Here is a 17,352-nt window from a genome sequence, read left to right on the forward strand (position 1 = left end):
GCGGGATATCGTCATAAATGATCTCACCAGAGTAACCTGGGTAGTCCGTCACGAAACGTACTTCAATATGTAAAACGCCCTCTTTGCGAACGGCTTTATAAGGCTCAGCATAGGCGTGACCACTGGCGGTGGGCGCGCGCTCAGCATTAAGTGCAAATGCTGACGTGCTGGCTAGTGTTGTCATTAACAGCAGTGAAAGCGTGTTATGAAGCTTCATATCTGACTCTTTTCGGGGTAGTGAGTGGATGGTCGTTGGCGAAGTGATATCAGTCAGTGGTTACCAACGGAACAGAGCCACCCGAAGGCGGCTCTGTTGTACTTGCTATACTTGCCTATTTATTCAGCTTCGATACCGAAAGCGTTTAGGCCCGCGCGGAATACGTCGGTGTTGTCGATCCAGTAGTGGCTGTCTTCGTCTACTTCATAGCGGGAAAGACCGTCTTCTGCCTGAGCAATGTCAAAGAAGAACTCAGCGCCCGCGCCGTGGGCATACAACGGTACCAGCTCACGCGTGTGGGTATCGGAATGCCAACGTACCAAGGGTAGCGCGCCAGCACCCTGATTAACGATCGGGCTATAGGCATTCACATCAGAGTCAGGACCTTGAAGCAAACCGTTACCGTGATCAGTCGTTACAATGATCAAGGTATCGTCCCAGGAACTGTTGTTTTCTACCCACTCAACGGCCGCTTCCACAGCTTCGTTGAAGTCGATTTGCTCTTCGATAATACGCGGCAGGTTGTTAGCGTGAGCAGCCCAATCCACAGCGCCACCCTCAACCATCAGGAAAAAGCCATTTTCGTTGCCGTTTTCACTGGCATTGAGCACGTTCAAAGCGCCGCCCGTCAGTGTGGCAAGGCTTGGTGACGTATCCAGTAGATTACCGCCGGTTACGCCGGGGCGGCTGTATTGCAGCGTCTGAATGTTCTGCACCAGGCCCAGTACTTTGTCCTTGGGAAGATCCAACTCACCAGCAGCCAGAGCTTCAAAATCGTCCTTGCTTTCGATAAAGGCGTAATCCGTTTCGCCGCCTACCAAGCGCTGGTAGGTCTCTTCGCCACCGATAAAGCGGAAATCGCTCTCACCGGGGTTATCGACATGCTCGCCGGCTGCATCGTAATAGGGGTGCCCGGTACCGATGGCGACAGTGGCAAGGCCAGAATCGACAATTTCGCGGCCAATGGCTCTATAGTCGTTGCGGCTTACGTTATGGGCCATGAAACCGGCAGGCGTCGCGTGGGAGACCTGCACCGATGAGACAACACCCAGAGCGCGGCCGCTATCAACAGTGTATTCGCCAATATGCTTAAGCGGCTCATCATCGTTGGACCAGTTGATGGCGCTGTTATAGGACTTATGGCCTGAAGCCAGCGCCGTTGCCGCTGCCGCGCTGTCGGTGTAATCAGCCCGAGCGTAGTCGTAACCGGCAAAGTAGCCCTTGTAGTTACCCAGGCTACCTTCGTAAACGGTATCTACCGCCTCGTCGTTCCAGAGCTCGGCTGGTTCAAACGTAACCGTACCGTCATCACTCTTGGTGGGCGTGGTAGAGGTGTTTAACGGATGCGTTGCCATGAAAAGCTGTGTGTCAAACTCATCATAAACTTCATGGCCCAGCGCGCCGTGACGGAAGTAACTTGCCGCACGGAACGTCTCGATACCGGTACCGTCGGTGATCATCAAAATAACGTTCTTAGCTGTATTTTCCTGCGCTAATACCGGCGTAGCCATGACCGATGCCAGTGCCAACGTGAGTGCGTTGCGCGTAAAGTTCTTCATTTTCATCCCTAAAATAAATTTAGCTAATTTGATATCCAACAAATCGTAGCGCCTAAAAATGTCATTTTCATGACTGCTAATGAAGGTAAGTCAATTATTTCTAATAAACATGAATCGCAATCAGTAGCCGATCCGTAAAACTGTTCATTGCGGGTTTCTCCTGAGTAACGCTTGCACGCTTGGTCACAACGCATATACTGTATATATATACACAAATATAGAAAGAGGCAGGTGTATGGCGTCTCTCGGCAAATCACCAATACGGCCTCCCGTGCACAAAGGCCGCGGGGCAACCTATGACCCGCACAACCGCTTTGCCCCAACCCATAGCGTGGCAGAAGACGACGGATGGTGGCGCGAAGAGACTTCCCCCACACGGGCAACTGAAGTACGCGAAGAAACCAGTAAGAGTGCGCTTTCCTGGAACCGGTCGCCAGACTTGCCTTTTGATCGCTCATTGAACCCTTACCGAGGTTGCGAACATGGCTGTGTTTACTGCTATGCCCGCCCTTCTCATGCCTATTGGGATCTGTCCCCGGGGCTTGATTTTGAAACCAGGCTGATTGCCAAAAATGGCCTGGTGGAGCAATTAAGTGAGGAGTTTTGCAAGCCTGGATACGTCTGCCGACCAATCAATCTCTCTGGTAATACCGATTGTTACCAGCCACTAGAAGCCAAGCGCCACTTAACGCGCCAGTTGCTTGAGCTATTATTGGCTTGCCGCCATCCAGTCACTATTGTGACCAAAAGCACGTTAGTGTTACGGGATATGGATCTGCTGGCTGAGATGGCCGAACACCGCCTGGTGCGCGTATTTATTAGCCTGACCAGCCTAGACGCCAATATGAAACGCACGCTGGAACCTCGTGCGGCCTCTCCTCAAGCGCGTTTAAAAGTTATCCGTGAGCTGAATACTGCTGGCATTCCCGTCGGAACGCTTGTTTCTCCGGTCATCCCCGGATTAACGGATCATGAAATAGAGCGGATTCTTGAGGCCGCCAGCCGTGCTGGCGCACGAACGGCGTCCTGGATGCTGCTGCGCTTACCCCATGAAGTCGCTCCTCTTTTTGAAGCCTGGCTGGATGCCCATTACCCCGAGCGTGCGGCCAAGGTAATGAGCCTGATTCGCCAATGCCGGGGCGGCAAGGCCTACGACGCTCAGTTCGGTAAGCGCTTTCGCGGCGAAGGTATTTTTGCCGATATGATTGCACAACGCTTTAATCGCGCCAGCCGCCAGTGGAACTTTCAATCTCGTACCGAGCAAGGGCTGAATACCCGAGACTTTCGCCCGCCCAACGCTCAGGGCGAGCTTTTTTATTAAAGCCCATGAAAAAGGCATTTGCCTGACATACTCTCAGCTTACTGAAAGTGCCAAGCAAATGCCTAAGTGATTAATACTACTGTTTTTCGCTATTCGTCATAGCTCTGCTTAAAATCTAATGACGACCTTTCTAAACATCCTCCCATGGTTCATCAATGCAGCTTTTCTCCATCAACAGTGATGTGATGCGTACTGCGGGCTTTGGGATGAATAAAGTAGTGACCTTCGGGCGCGGTATGGGGCTTGATATGGTGTAGTTTAAGGTTTTTTGGCGCAGCGCTTTTATTATGCACTCCATAAATAATAAACGGAATCGATAGCACTACAAGGAAACAGCCGATCAGCAAACCGGTATACACTTCGTTAGACTCTTTTCCTGGCAACCCCGTGGGAGGGAAGAAGGAGACGACAAAAGCAACTAAAGAAGTAAGTAACCCCACTACTGCAACGGTAATTTTTATTTTGTTACCGCCAGGGATATTGAAGGTACGTTGATTTTCAGGCTGTTTTCGAACAAGGGTAATGTAAGCCAGGAATAGCATAAAGTAGCTGCACAGATAGATAACGACGGTTAGCGCTAGTGCAATCAGGAAGGACATATTATTTCCTCCCCCCGTATTCGTCAGAATAATCAATGCGATCGTTGTAATGATTAGCTGAGAAATAACCAACGCCACCGGCACGCCGTTCTTGTTTACTTTAGCAAAACGCGCCGGCAGGATACCCTGCTGCGCGGTTACCAACATGCCGCGTGATGGTCCAACAATCCATGCGGCTATTTCAGCCAGCACGCCCAGCAATAGCAGCGCAGCAATAATCCGAATAGCCCATTCAAAATGGCTGCCAAAGTGGTTAATCAACACACTGAACGTTTGCATCACGCCCGCAGATAAGTTGATTTGCTCGTGAGGAATAACAGATGCAATCGTCAACCCACCGAGAGAACTTAAGAGAATGGCAGAAACCATAAGAAATAACATGGCGAGAGGATAGTCACGACCAGGGTTTTTCATCTCATTGACATGAGTCGCCGACGCTTCAACCCCCATATAACTCAGTATAAAAGCGACAAACACTACCAAGGTACTCATACTACCAAAGGTGGGGAAAAACGTCTGTGCACTCATTTCAATAGCGACCGGCGCACCTGAGCGAAGATACAAAACTGCAAGCCCAATTAAGATAAAAGCGGGCAGTAGAATACCTGCAAAAAAGCCTAGCTTTGCAATCCGCGCCGTATTCTTGGTACCGCCAAACTGAGTTAACGCTAATCCCCACAATATAATCAACGCCGCAATCGTTTTGACTATCGGGTCGCTATTCAGTGCAGGCCAATTAAGAATATAAGAGAGTGCGCCTAGCACGAAGTAAAGCATAGGAATAAAGCCGACAGCAATTTGCAAATAGCCAAAGGAGATTGCCGCAAATCCCCATCGTTCACCTAGCGTTTTGGATACCCATGTAAAAACCCCACCCTCTTCCCAGCCTTTAACCGTCGCCATTTCTGCCGCGCAAAGCCCTACCGGAATAAACCACAGAACCCCACCAAGAATAAGAAAGAAGACCAACGAGAAACCCGATGTTGCAAAGGTAGGATATTCATATACCGCCATTACCATTGAAGCCGTTATCGCGAAGAAACCCAATAACGAAAGCTGCTTTGGCGCGGCTATCGATTGTGTATTATCCATATTTATTCCCCGAAGAAACGAATTATTAATCCGTCATTCTTTTATTCGCTAATTAGAGCGGCGATGTCTAGCCGCCCTAACAACCAAAGAGTCTCAAATCAGGAATGATTAAAGCCGCTGGCTTCATCTTCTGATAGTGGATTAACCACGGGATGATCTTCAAAATGCTGAAGTGCTCGCTTCATATCTTCAATTAACAAGCAGCCTAGATCGTAGCTCACCCCATGACGAACAAGGATACGCTGGATAACCAAGTCTTCACGGTGAGCTGGCATAGAATAAGCAGGGACTTGCCAGCCGCGCGAGCGTAATTTGTCGGCCAGGTCATAGAGCGTATAACCGCCAATATTTGCTCCCTCTTTCAGCTTCCATGCCAACGCAGGAATACCTTCATTGCTGTTCCCATCAAAGAGGATTTCGAAGGGGCCTAGTTTACTAATCTCATCTGCAATATGCTGCGCGGTAGCGTAACAGGCATTATGGATTTTGGCGTAACCTTCACGGCCAAGTCGCAGGAAGTTGTAGTACTGCGCAATGATTTGCCCGCCGGGGCGCGAAAAATTGAGCGCGAATGTCGGCATATCACCGCCGAGATAGTTAACGTTAAAAATGAGCTCTTCGGGCAAGTCTATTGCTTCACGCCAGACCACCCAGCCAGCTCCCAAAGGTGCAAGCCCAAATTTGTGGCCAGACGTGTTAATGGACTTTACTCTCGGGAGTTGGAAGTCCCACACTAGATCTGGCGCGCAGAACGGAGCCAAGAAGCCCCCACTGGCACCGTCAACGTGCATAGGAATATCCAGGCCGGTTTCTTGTTGCAATTGATCCAGCGCTTCGCTGACAGCTTTTACTGGCTCGTATTGGCAAGTAAAGGTAACGCCCAGCGTTGGTATGACGCCAATCGTATTTTCATCAACGCGTTTGATAACTTCCTCTGGGCTCATAATCAAGCGATCGCCTTCCAGCGGAATTTCACGCAGTTCAACATCAAAATAACGGGCAAATTTGTGCCAGCAAATTTGTACTGGCCCACAAATCATATTTGGTTTATCAGTGGGCAACCCTTCTGCCGCACGTTTTTTCCGCCATTGCCACTTAAGCGCTAGCCCGCCAAGCATTGCGGCTTCTGAAGAGCCAATCGTCGAGCATCCCATGGTTGTTTCTGGCGAGGGTGAGTTCCAGAGATCTGCTAACATCCTAACACAGCGTGCTTCGATCTCCGCAGTTTGTGGATATTCATCTTTATCGATCATGTTTTTATCGATTGAAAGATCCATCAAATTACGAATTTCATCATCAACCCACGTTTGGCAAAATGTTGCCAGGTTCTGGCGGGAATTTCCATCAAGCATTAATTCGTCACGAATGGCGCTAAATACATTGTGAGGATTCCGTTCCTCATCGGGAAACCCGGATTTCGGCAACGATGTCGCCAAGTCAATTGATGCATATACATCGTCATTATCATTACGTGCATTTAACCCTTTGACATCCATCGTACTACCCCCAGTTTTTTATATGGATCACGTTTACTGCTCAAAGATCAGCTAAAACCACCCTACCAAACCATCAACATTTACTATACCTACATAGATGGTGCTTTTAGTCTATGACAAAATCTTAAAAATGAAAAATCGTAAGTATGATTTAAAAAATTATTTCGCCAGCAAACGTCTATCCATCTGAAAATGCTAAAAATATTACCAACCAAGGCGTGACATCTCTTTCTCATAGCACCCAACGGGTAGAAAAGTGGTTTAATAACGAGTATAAGAAAATATACCAACTCATCAATAGATTAAAAACCTTGACGCTACAAACATCCAAACAATGGCTCCCATATTAATCTACACAACGGTATAGGATTATCTTCAAGGCCATAGCACGATATGACCACTCAATAAAAACAACTTAAGCCACTGTTTTACAATAAGGCATCATGAGTGAAAAAGGTATTTTATCCAGCCATCATTTAATGAATACTGGGCAACTCGACCAAGAATTAGAAAGATAAATATTCAACAAGCAACCATTTGTGCTGACGAATAAACAACAGTGCTATAATGGAATAAGTCAAGACATGAACATACAGTATGGCATGACCTAACAGGTCCCATAAAAAGGCATTTTCCTGACATACTCTCAGCTTACTGAAAGTGTCAAACAAATACCTAAAGGAGTAGCCTTGTTGCTTTCGCTATTCGTAACGCTTATTTAGGCCGGTGGCGTAGCTCATTAAGCACTAACGTAAAGAAACTACGAATTTCGTTCATTTTGGGTCGTGCTTCTTTAATCAGCGTATCGAAAGGTTCTAGTTCGCGCTCTTGCGCTTCTCTTTGTGCAATTTCTTCTCTTATTTCTTCAATGAGCTCGGAAGAGTCATCCAGCATGGCCTTGAGTTCAGCGGTCGATGTTGACACTAGCTCGTGTTGATGGGTCATGGGTGTTTCCTCAAAACAGCGTGGTGAGCGCAATCAGGATAGCTGGCACGGCAATAAATACGCCTAATACCCAAGCAGCGGCGAGTGCTTTTCTTTCTGAGGCGGCACGGCCTAGCCACTCGGCACCTTTAACAGGCAGTGGTCTTAAAAACGGTAGGCCAAAAATCACCACGACGGCAAATAAATTAAAGAAGAGGTGAACCAGTGCGATTTCCAGCGCCAGTATGGCAGTTGCCCCAGTGATTGCGGTGGCCGCAAGTAGCGCGGTAAACGTCGTGCCAATATTGGTGCCCAATGTAAAAGGGTAAATCTGCCGTAAAGAGAATGCGCCTGACCCAGCTAACGGCACCATTAAGCTTGTGGTGGTAGAGGAAGACTGGACTAAAAACGTCACCACAGCACCAGAAGCAATACCGGCGACGGGGCCACGTCCAATGGCGTTATGCATAATGTTTTTTGCCTGCCCTACCATCAATACTCTCAGCAGTGCGCCGATATAACGAATCGCTAAAAAAATCACGGCAATACCAAAAATAATCATGGCAACGCCACCGGCAATCGTGGGCAGGTTCATGGCGACACTTTCAACCGAAGAGGTAATCGGCTTTGTTGCCATCCCGACAATATTAATACTGCCCATGGAAAGGTCAGCATCACCGTAAAACAGAAACGCCGTAGCGTTCGACAGCTTTTCAAGCGGATGAAAAATAAGCTCAATGGGCAGAAAAATCGCCACGGCCAGCAAGTTAAAAAAGTCATGCACCGTTGCGGCAGAGAACGCCCGCCTAAACTCGGCTTTATCACGTACGTGGCCAAGGCTTACCAATGTATTGGTGACAGTAGTACCAATATTGGCCCCCATGATCATGGGTACCGCCATAGCGACAGGCAGGCCGCCCGCCACAAACGCCACGATAACGGAAGTAACGGTTGAAGATGACTGTATCAGGGCCGTCGCGACAATCCCAATCATCAAACCAACAAAGGGGTTGGTGGCAAATTCAAACAACTGAGCGGCATGGCCGCCCGCGGCAATCTTAAAGCCATTACCTATGATGGATACGGCACAGATCAGGAAATACACCAGCAATGCAAGCGTGAGCCACTGCCTTAGCGTGCCCTTGCGCCGGACTTTTATTCTGCGACCCTGGCTTGGTAAGACCTCTTGCACAGCACTATTGATATTTTCGGCCATTGCCACATCCTCTTGGAAGGAAGAACGCACGTATAACCCACCCACTCCTGCAAAGAGTGGCGTCTATAAGTGACATAGGCGTGACAACGGCGTGGCACTATCGTGTTAGAGCGAACGGTGTTGGATCGAAGAGAGGTTGTTCACAATGGGCAACATCCAGCGAATGCTGCTACTTCCTGGAAGCGGCATCCCATGTAAGTTACCCACGCTTGAACAATCGAAAGTGCTTTTTCCCTTTTTGTACGATCCAGTATTGGTCAAAAAGCGCGAATGCTTGACTTAGCTGCCCTTGCTCGGCGCGCTCGCCGTTGATACGTACAGCGTTCTGGTCAATCAATTCACGGGCTTGCCGCCTGGATGAGGCGAGTTCGCTTGCCACCATAGCTTCTTCCAGCGTCTGTCCAAACGCTACGTCTTGGCAGCGTAGCCCATCAAGCTCAAGTTGCTGTAGCTCACTACATGAGAGCGCAGCTACTTCACCACTGAACAGTGCTTGGGAAATACGCTGAGCAGCAGCCAGCCCCTCCTCGCCATGCACAAAGCGGGTAATGGTTTCAGCAAGTACACGCTGCGCTTGGGGCTTGCCAGCGGCCTGCTTGTCTTCTGCTTCGATTGCGTCGATGTGATCGCAATCCATGAACGTGTAATAGCGTAAAAAACGGTAAACGTCAGCATCATCCGTATTCAACCAGAACTGGTAAAACTGGTAAGGCGAGGTCTGTTCCGGGTCGAGCCATACCGTGCCGCTTTCCGTTTTACCGAATTTGGTACCGTCGGATTTGGTGATCAACGGCAGCGTCATACCGAACACCTGCTCGCCGTTCAGGCGACGTGTTAGGTCGATACCACTGACGATATTGCCCCACTGGTCGTTGCCACCCACTTGTAACCGGCAGCCCAACGTCTTATTGAGGTGGGCAAAGTCATAGGATTGCAGCAGCGCATAGCTGAATTCAGTAAACGACATGCCCTGGTCAGGCCGCTCAAGACGCTGACGAACGGATTCACGGTTAATCATCGCATTCATCGAGAAGTGTTTGCCCACATCGCGAAAGAAGTCGATCACGTTAATCTGGCCAATCCACTCTGCGTTATTAACCGTTTTCAGGGGCGCTTCGAGGTGTGGGGCCATCAACCAATAAATCTGTTCGCTTAAGGCGTTAACCCAGCCCTCAACCGTTTCGGGAGAGTTAAGCGAACGCTCCGCCGCCTTGAAGCTGGGGTCACCAATCAAGCCGGTGGCACCCCCGACCAACGCCACACCTTGGTGGCCGGCATCCTGAAAGCGTTTGAGCATCAATAAGGGCACCAAGTGCCCGATATGCAGGCTGCCCGCCGTGGGGTCAAAACCGCAGTAAACGGTCTGCGGTGATTCGAGCAGAGCCTGAAGCTCATCCAGGTGAGTTGTCTGCGCAATCAAACCACGCCGTTCAAGGTCGTGAAGCAATGCCTGTACAGTCATCATGCTCGCCTTTTTAGCCATTAGAGAAGATGGTCATAGGCTAAAAGTTGGCGGCGCAATCCGCGATATCCCTAAAGGGATAGAAATCAGGATTGGGTGACGGGCGGTGCGGTAATGGCATGATTGATAAACAGGCCAAAGAGCTCGCTTAACGACGCCACACCCAGCTGGGCGTAAATACGTTTGCGGTGATTCTTGACCGTACCTTGGGTGATCTGCAGGCGCTCGGCAATCTCTTCGGAATCCAGGCCCTGCACCATCAAGGCAGCCACCTGCTGTTCACGGTGGGTTAAATGCGCCTGCCCAAAGCTGCCAATGGCCTGGTGAATGTGCTGGCTAATCGGCTGATCGGGCTGCAAAGGCTCAGAAAGATACAACGGATTATTGCCCCACTGTTTGCGGCACAGCGCGGCCAGCAGCTCAATATACAGCTCAAGGTAGTGGGCATCGGAGGAAGAAAACCCGCCACTCTCCGCCAACAATCCTAGGTAGATAACTATCCAGCGGGCATCATCCAGACGAATGGCGAGGCAAAGTTCATCCTGCCAGCCGGTTCGCTGATAGAAGTTGCTGGCATACTCGTTATACCCGGCAGGCGGTACCACAGCGGCCATACGCAGCACACCTTGGCGTGGTGCTTGGTCGAGCGCTACCAGAAAAGGGTCCTGCTGGTAATCCTGTAGCAAGTAGCGCTGAAAAAGCAGCTCACGGCGCTCGGGAATGGAATCGAACAGGTAGATAGGGTGTTTATCAGGCCGGTACCCAATGATCACCGCACAGTCAAAGTGGATAATGGTTTTGAGAAGCGCCGTCAGCTGTGAGGTGAAGCTCACCGTGTGCAGCGCATCAATCGTCTGCGTTAACGCATGCGACATGGCGTCTTTAAAGAGAGTAGGCATACGTATTAAACGGTGGCTGTGGCAGAGGACGTTCAGTATGCTTTAGTCCGCGCTCATTTATAAGACATTCACACAGTAGATTTTATGACCGACTCTCTCAGCAAGACAAAATCCAGCTTTTATCGACGTCTTTACGTGGCTTACCTGATCGACCAGGGCGTCGCTAGCGTACCTGCGCTCGTGAGCGCCTGTGGCATGCCGCGTCGTACGGCTCAGGATACGATTGCGTCACTTGCCGAACTGGACATTGAATGCCAGTTTCAACCAACCCAAGGCGAGCGCCATAACAGTGGTGAATACCGGATTATCAGTTGGGGGCCAATTGACCCTTCCTGGGTCAGAAATCAGGCAAAACGGCTGGCCGAGGCACTGGATTATCCCTCGCTCTCGTTTTGATTGCCTGCTGGTTCAGATGCTCAATCACGCCAGGCAAGCCGGGCTGCATTCAGCGTAACGCTTAATGAACTGGCGACCATGGCCAGTACCGCCACCAGCGGGGGGATGGCCATCACGATCACCAAGCCCAGTGCTAGCGAATTATAGACGGCCGACAGGGTTAAATTCTGCAACATGACACGCCGAGTTGCCTGAGCAGTGGCAAGCCCCTCAACCAGGCTAGAAATACCCGGTTTCAGTAAATGCGCAGCTGCACCTTCACGGGCGGCATCACTGGCGTTGAAAGGGGCTGCCCCAATATCGGCAGCCGCCAGGCTTAAGGTGTCATTAACCCCATCGCCCACAAACAGCGTAGGCCCTGGCAGCCCCTGAACCAAGCGGGCTTTCGCCTCCGGCGAACGCTCTGCAAAACATGCATTCGGCGCCAGCCCAAGGCGCTCAGCCACCGCCTCAACGGCGCCAGGCCTATCTCCACTCAGCATGACCACCCAGTAATCGGCTTGCAGTGATTGAATACTCGGCGCGGCATCCTCATACGGCGTATCTTCAAGATAGAAACTCCCTAACCAGCCTTGAGCATCCGCCAGTATCACTTCAGAGGCGGCAAGTAAGGTATCTACTTCTGGTAGCTCAATACCTTGGCGAGTTAAAAAACGTTGGCTGCCCAGCCAAATATCGCCATGTTCAGGCAAGTGAAGGTGCACCCCTTGCCCAGGCACCTCTTCTATCACCTGGGCTTGCCGCGACACGTATGTCGGGTCAGAACCCGCCCAACGCTTGAGCGCTTGGGCCAAGGGATGCTGGCTGTTGGCTGCCACTTGATACAACGTGGCTTTAAGCGCTGGCTCGGTCACCCCTTCACGGCCTACCCAATTTACTAGCACCGGCTCGCCCTGCGTTAACGTGCCGGTTTTATCCAGCGCAATGGTTTTTACTCTCGCCAGCGTTTCAAGCGCTGCCGGGTCGCGCAAGGCGATCCCCTGGTTTAACAGTCGGCCGCTCCCCGCCAGGCTTGCCAATGGCACGGCCAAACCTACGGCACAGGGACATGCAACTACCAGTACTGAAAGCGCTCGAACGGCGGCATCTTCAAGGCCAAGCCCCAACAATAGCCCCACCGGCAGAGTAGCTATTCCCAGTATTAACGCCACGGGGCTTAACCAGGCAGCAAAGCGGTCGGCGAGTTTTTGCAGTTCGCCCTTTTGCGTCTGGTAATGGCGCATTTGGTCGCGAAGACGGTCCAGACGCCGATCGCCCAAGGCATGAGTGACCGTCATACTGACATTAGTGCTGCCTAGTAACCGACAGCCAGCATAAACCGGCTCACCTTTAGGAAAGTGGCGAGGCATGCTCTCCCCCGTCAGCGATGCGGTATCCACCCACGCGGCCTCTTCTAAAATGCCGTCCAGCGCAATAAGCTCACCTGGCGTGAGCATTACTCTGGCACTCGGTAGCACCTCAGCCAAGGGTTTTACCTGCCACTTGGCGCCCTCCCACACCAGCGCCTCACCCTTTGGTTGGGGCAGAACATCAAGGGCTTTTAACCCGCGATGACGGCACAGCGTTTCCACTAGCCGCCCGCCTAGCAAAAGCACAATGAGCATGACGGCTGTATCGAAATACACCTCGGCAGAGCCGCGCCACAAAAGTCCGAACGACACCACGACCGCAGACCAAACGCCGAGGGTCACCAGTACGTCCATGCCCGGACGTTTGGCACGTAGCGTGCGCAGGCCCGCCCGATAAAACGGCCACCCGGCAAAGGTCACAACGGGGATCGAAAACGCCCCCGAGACCCAAGCGACGACCCACTCAATCGTTGGGTTGGGCAACGCCCCTGCGTAAATCAACAGGGATGCCAGCATGGTCCACATGCCAAACACGGACCCCACCAGCAGGCGTAAACTCAAATAGCGGCTTTCCTGCTCAAGGCGCGCATGCGCGTCCGCACCAACTTCCAGCTCGGTTAATCGGTAGCCCAGTCGTTTTACTCCAGGGGCCAACGTGTCGAGCGAGATAGCCTCAGCAGCTCCTTTTACCCATAGCGTGGCGGTTGGGTAGTGAACGCTGATGCTCTCAATCCCCTTTCGGTGGCTAAGCACGCCCTCCACGGCGAGCGCACAACTGGTGCACCACATGCCGTTTAGCGTGTACAGCGCTTCTTTGGCGATTGGCTCCCCCTGCGCCTGCATCGGTGGCTCTTTACCGCTTACAGACAAGGCGGTAAGCCAACCATCGGCCCGGCGACAAACACCACGCCCAAGGCAGAAAACACGTATAGCCATGCGGACACAAAGGCATTAAAGTGCTGCCGCCCTTTATGCTGTTTAGCTTCCTGAAAACACCCCCAGGCAAGCCCGGCCAATAGCACGGCGGTTACCAAGCTCAGCAACAGCAGAGTGATATTGATATGGTTAAATGCACCTTGGTCAGGCTCAGGAGGCACCACAGCGCAGGCAACCGATAGCCCGCCGTAAATGGCGACAAACCAGATGCTCCAAAGCGTCAACCCACCTACAAAATGGCCCGGATGAGTAAGATTTAATCGCTGCACGATTGCTTTCATCGCTTAGCCTCCAATCACGCGCGGTAGCACGGCCAGCGCAACAACCAATATCCAGAACACCACCACGTTATAGCGCCAGAAATAAGCGACGACTACCGGTTCAAACGGCGCATGCAATCCCACATAGCGGTAACCAACACGTAAGCCCTGGAGCAGAGAAAGTACTGCCCCCAAGGCGCTATGCAACAGCGCGTAGTAGAGGCCTACCATCAGAATTGCATCATGCGACGTTTCAGTAACCGCCAGATTAGCGCGCACCATTACCCATAAAATCAGCGCAAACTGAATACCGCCCAATAGCGCGGCGCCGTAAAAGTTAAACGCCAAGCCACGCTCTTGTTGTTTACGCAGTCCCTGTACGCTCTTCTCCATTAACGCCGCACCGCCCAGTAATGCGCCACCCGCGATGACAAGCGCTATTAAGGAAAGCGGCGATGTCTCGGGCATCCGCCATTCAGGCGATATCGTCCATAGATAGAACCAGCCAAATAGATAAGATAGGAAAAAAGATCCATTGGCGATCATTGCGGTTGTCATGGCCCAAACGCCGGGGCCATCCATGGTTCGGGAGTGCAGCGGTGGGTCGCCAGGCGTAACATTAGCGTTAGGCGCCGCTTTAGGATGGGCCCCGTTCTCCCACGACCAGCGCAGCAGGAAAACGACCGCCACCGCTGCCCCCAAACCGGCCAACGGGTACCAGCGCAATAACAGGCTGATACACACTATCGCAAGCGCCATAGCAGCAAAAAGCGGCCACCAGGAGTTACTGGGCACATGAACAACTTCACGCACTTTGCCGGTTAGCGGGTCGGTGCCCCACATCTCGCGGCGGCCGTGGTCTGCTGAGGCCAGGCCGTGTTTGCCTTCTTCCATCTCCTGCGGCAACTCAGGATGCTCCCAAAGCGGGTGGCGTGTTTCAACAGGAGGCAAGCTGACAAAGTTATAGGGAGTCGGTGGCAGTTTATTGGCCCACTCCAGTGTATCCGCATTCCATGGATTGGTTTTGGCGGGTTTGCCGTAGCGAAAGTGCAGCGCGATATCAATCAGCACCATGGCGAACCCTGCCGACATCACAAACCCGCCGATGGAAGACAACAAGTTAAAAATATCCCAGCCCAATCCCGTGTCATAGGTATAAACCCGCCGGGGCATTCCCAAAAGACCTGTCCAGTGCATAATCAAAAAGGTGGCATTGAAGCCAATAAACACCAGCCAGAAGCCCCATTTGCCAATCGTTTCAGAGGGCATCCGCCCTGAAAAGAGCGGCAACCAGTAGTAAAGCCCGGCCATTAACGGGAAAAGCATGCCGCCTACCAGTACATAGTGCATATGCGCCACGACAAAGTGCGTGTCATGTACCTGCCAGTTAAAGGGCACTAGCGCCAACATAACGCCGGTTAAACCACCGCACACAAAAATGACCAAAAATCCGACGATCCATAGCATCGGGAGTTTCATTTTGGGTTTACCAAGCCACAGTGTGGCCAACCAGGCAAAGATTTGAATACCGGTAGGTATCGCCACCAGCATACTGGCAGCTGAGAAAAATGCCTGAGCCAGTTGGGGGATCCCCACCGTAAACATGTGGTGGACCCATAGCCCAAAGCTAATAAATCCCATCACGGTAATGGCGAATACAACCCAGCCGTAGCCTACGATAGGTCGACCGGCGAAGACGGGGATCAGCGTCGAGACAATACCAGCAGCCGGCAGAAAGATGATGTAAACCTCTGGATGGCCAAATAGCCAGAACAGGTGCTGCCAGAGTACCGGGTCGCCGCCGCCTGCGATGTCGAAAAATGGCATGCCTACTGCACGCTCAAGCTCCAATAAGATACTGCCCAGAATAAGGGGGGGAAAACCCACCACAATCATCAGCGCCATGGCCAAAATGTACCACGCAAACAGCGGCATCTTGTGCAGCGCCATCCCTTGGGTACGGGTTCGTAGAATGGAAACCACCAACTCTACCCCGGCTGAAAGCGCCGAAATCTCAACGAAGGTGATCCCCAACAGCCAGAAATCGGAGCCGAGGCCTGGCGAATACTCGCTACTGCTAAGCGGCGTGTACATAAACCAGCCGCTGTCCGGCGCCATTTCCAGCACCATGCTGAAAGAAAGAATGATGCCGCCAAACAGATAACACCAGTAGCCCAGCGCGGTTAACCGCGGGCACACGAGGTCACGCGCGCCAATCATCTTGGGGATCATATAGATCGCCAAGCCTTCCAAAATGGGGATGGCGAACAAAAACATCATCACCGTGCCGTGCATGGTGGTGACTTGACTATAGATTTCGGGCGTTAAAAAGCCTTGATCGGGTGTCGCAATCTGCGTGCGAATCAGCATCGCCAAAATGCCGCCAAACAGAAAGAAGGCCATCCCGGTGACCATAAATCGAAGGCCAAGCGTGGTGTGGTTAACTATGGTTAACGCTTTTAAGCCAGGAGGATTTGCCCATACCTCTGCAAGGTCATTGTGTAACTTTTGAAGGTCTTCAGGGCCAGTTGCGTCGCGATCAATCGTTGTCATGGGGTCAAGGTCTCCAGCCAAGCACCCAGGGACTCCAAGGTGGCAGTATCCATATAGTTATGAGATGGCATTTTGTTACTCGGCTTAAGCGTTTGGTGATTTTCCAACCAGTAGTGAATAGCGCCCTCCTCCATGGGGAGCGTGCCCGCGCCCAGGGTATAGCGCGCACCAATATCAGAAAGATCAGGCCCAATAGTGGAGGCAGAGAGTCCAGCAACGCTATGGCAGCTGGCACAGGTAGATGCAAACTCATCCCGCGCTTGGGCAAAGTCATCATTTGCAAGTGCCAGTTCGGCCAAGCGCTCTTCCTGCCGTTCAGCGAGCCACGCGTCATACGCTTCACGTTCTACGGCTTCAACGTAAAACTCCATATTCGCATGCTGAGCACCGCAAAACTCCGCGCACTGACCACCAAAGACGCCCGGCGCATCGGCCTCAAGACGAACAACATTGGTGCGCCCGGGTAACATATCGATCTTGCCACCTAGCCTGGGCACCCAAAAGGAGTGAATAACATCAGCGGAGGTAACGTGAAAATCTACAGGTTCCCCCGCAGGCATGATGAGCTGGTTCGCGGTGACGACTTCTCCGCCTTCTGCTCCCGGGTAGCGAACTTCCCACCACCATTGATGGCCGATCACCTCAATCACTTCAGGGGGCTGGCCCAACGGTAGCGGCAACATTCGCTTGCCAGTCGGCACCCCAAAAATAAGTAACGCTGTAACGCTCAAAACAGGCAGTAAGATGCCCCCGCCAATAATCCAGCGGCGAGCAATTTTGCGCTCCTCTTGAGGCGTACGTTCCTGGTATTTACGTTTGAAGGTATAAAGCCATAACGCCACCACGCCAATCAGCACCACTGTGGCAAATGTCAGCATTATCCACCAGATTAGGACCACATCGCGTGCAGCTTGCCCAGCGGGGTCTAGAATAGACATATCACCCGCGCAGCCTGTAAGACCTAACGTCAGAGAGCCCAGCAGGGTGAGCATGCACCGGTTGACCCGCTGCGGCACAGCACGTTGAATACACAGCAAGGCGACGTGATACAAGTAGCGTTCCCTCATTGTTTA

At 51.9% G+C, this 17,352-nt stretch carries 14 protein-coding genes; 2 read left to right on the plus strand and 12 right to left on the minus strand.

Going from position 1 to position 17,352, the window contains the following annotated elements:
* Positions 1 to 217, minus strand: a 217-nt coding sequence (locus ACT3R4_RS12390; RefSeq protein WP_496201866.1) for a hypothetical protein, incomplete at its 3' end; no start/stop codon positions are given.
* A gap of 119 nt (positions 218 to 336) precedes the next feature.
* Positions 337 to 1,776, minus strand: coding sequence for an alkaline phosphatase (locus ACT3R4_RS12395; RefSeq protein ID WP_193055108.1), 1,440 nt, complete (start codon positions 1,774 to 1,776; stop codon positions 337 to 339).
* Between the two features lie 235 nt (positions 1,777 to 2,011).
* On the opposite strand from ACT3R4_RS12395, the gene ACT3R4_RS12400 reads away from it, so the two are divergent.
* Complete coding sequence (locus ACT3R4_RS12400) at positions 2,012 to 3,097, plus strand: PA0069 family radical SAM protein (RefSeq protein ID WP_441679236.1); 1,086 nt, start codon at positions 2,012 to 2,014, stop codon at positions 3,095 to 3,097.
* A 152-nt stretch (positions 3,098 to 3,249) separates the two neighbouring features.
* On the opposite strand, the gene gadC is transcribed toward ACT3R4_RS12400, so the two are convergent.
* From gadC to ACT3R4_RS12430, 6 genes are all read right to left on the minus strand, one after another.
* Positions 3,250 to 4,788 carry a glutamate/gamma-aminobutyrate antiporter gene (gene gadC, locus ACT3R4_RS12405; protein WP_441679235.1) on the minus strand — a complete coding sequence of 513 codons (1,539 nt, stop codon included), beginning with the start codon at positions 4,786 to 4,788 and terminating at the stop codon, positions 3,250 to 3,252.
* Positions 4,789 to 4,886: 98 nt separating this feature from the next.
* Complete coding sequence (locus ACT3R4_RS12410; protein WP_441679234.1) at positions 4,887 to 6,284, minus strand: glutamate decarboxylase; 1,398 nt, start codon at positions 6,282 to 6,284, stop codon at positions 4,887 to 4,889.
* Positions 6,285 to 6,998: 714 nt separating this feature from the next.
* Entirely contained in the window at positions 6,999 to 7,229 is a 231-nt protein-coding gene (locus tag ACT3R4_RS12415; protein ID WP_193055111.1) for a hypothetical protein, read from the minus strand.
* Positions 7,230 to 7,239: 10 nt separating this feature from the next.
* On the minus strand, positions 7,240 to 8,424 hold the full coding sequence (locus ACT3R4_RS12420) for a Na/Pi symporter (RefSeq protein WP_226912137.1): 1,185 nt from the start codon (positions 8,422 to 8,424) through the stop codon (positions 7,240 to 7,242).
* A gap of 199 nt (positions 8,425 to 8,623) precedes the next feature.
* On the minus strand, positions 8,624 to 9,886 hold the full coding sequence (gene tyrS / locus ACT3R4_RS12425; protein WP_441679233.1) for a tyrosine--tRNA ligase: 1,263 nt from the start codon (positions 9,884 to 9,886) through the stop codon (positions 8,624 to 8,626).
* An 86-nt stretch (positions 9,887 to 9,972) separates the two neighbouring features.
* Entirely contained in the window at positions 9,973 to 10,785 is an 813-nt protein-coding gene (locus ACT3R4_RS12430; protein WP_441679232.1) for a helix-turn-helix domain-containing protein, read from the minus strand.
* 84 nt (positions 10,786 to 10,869) lie between these two features.
* Here ACT3R4_RS12430 and ACT3R4_RS12435 point away from each other — a divergent pair, with 84 nt between their 5' ends.
* Positions 10,870 to 11,181, plus strand: a complete 312-nt coding sequence (locus ACT3R4_RS12435) for a winged helix-turn-helix domain-containing protein (RefSeq protein WP_441679231.1) — start codon at positions 10,870 to 10,872, stop codon at positions 11,179 to 11,181.
* A gap of 20 nt (positions 11,182 to 11,201) precedes the next feature.
* Here the strand turns inward: ACT3R4_RS12435 and ACT3R4_RS12440 are convergent, their stop codons facing one another.
* The 4 genes from ACT3R4_RS12440 to coxB are packed head-to-tail and all read right to left on the minus strand — an operon-like array spanning position 11,202 to position 17,346.
* A complete protein-coding gene (locus ACT3R4_RS12440; RefSeq protein WP_441679230.1) occupies positions 11,202 to 13,373 on the minus strand; it encodes a heavy metal translocating P-type ATPase in 2,172 nt (723 codons plus the stop codon).
* Positions 13,374 to 13,390: 17 nt separating this feature from the next.
* Positions 13,391 to 13,747, minus strand: a complete 357-nt coding sequence (locus ACT3R4_RS12445) for a hypothetical protein (protein WP_087111579.1) — start codon at positions 13,745 to 13,747, stop codon at positions 13,391 to 13,393.
* Between the two features lie 3 nt (positions 13,748 to 13,750).
* Positions 13,751 to 16,279: a cytochrome c oxidase subunit I gene (ctaD, locus tag ACT3R4_RS12450; protein ID WP_441679229.1), complete on the minus strand. Its 2,529-nt coding sequence runs from the start codon at positions 16,277 to 16,279 to the stop codon at positions 13,751 to 13,753.
* A complete protein-coding gene (gene coxB / locus ACT3R4_RS12455; protein ID WP_441679228.1) occupies positions 16,276 to 17,346 on the minus strand; it encodes a cytochrome c oxidase subunit II in 1,071 nt (356 codons plus the stop codon). The genes ctaD and coxB overlap by 4 nt, the downstream gene beginning before the upstream one ends.
* Positions 17,347 to 17,352 lie beyond the last annotated feature (6 nt).

This window comes from Halomonas sp. AOP7-E1-9, from assembly GCF_052376035.1.
Classification (GTDB): domain Bacteria; phylum Pseudomonadota; class Gammaproteobacteria; order Pseudomonadales; family Halomonadaceae; genus Vreelandella; species Vreelandella citrativorans.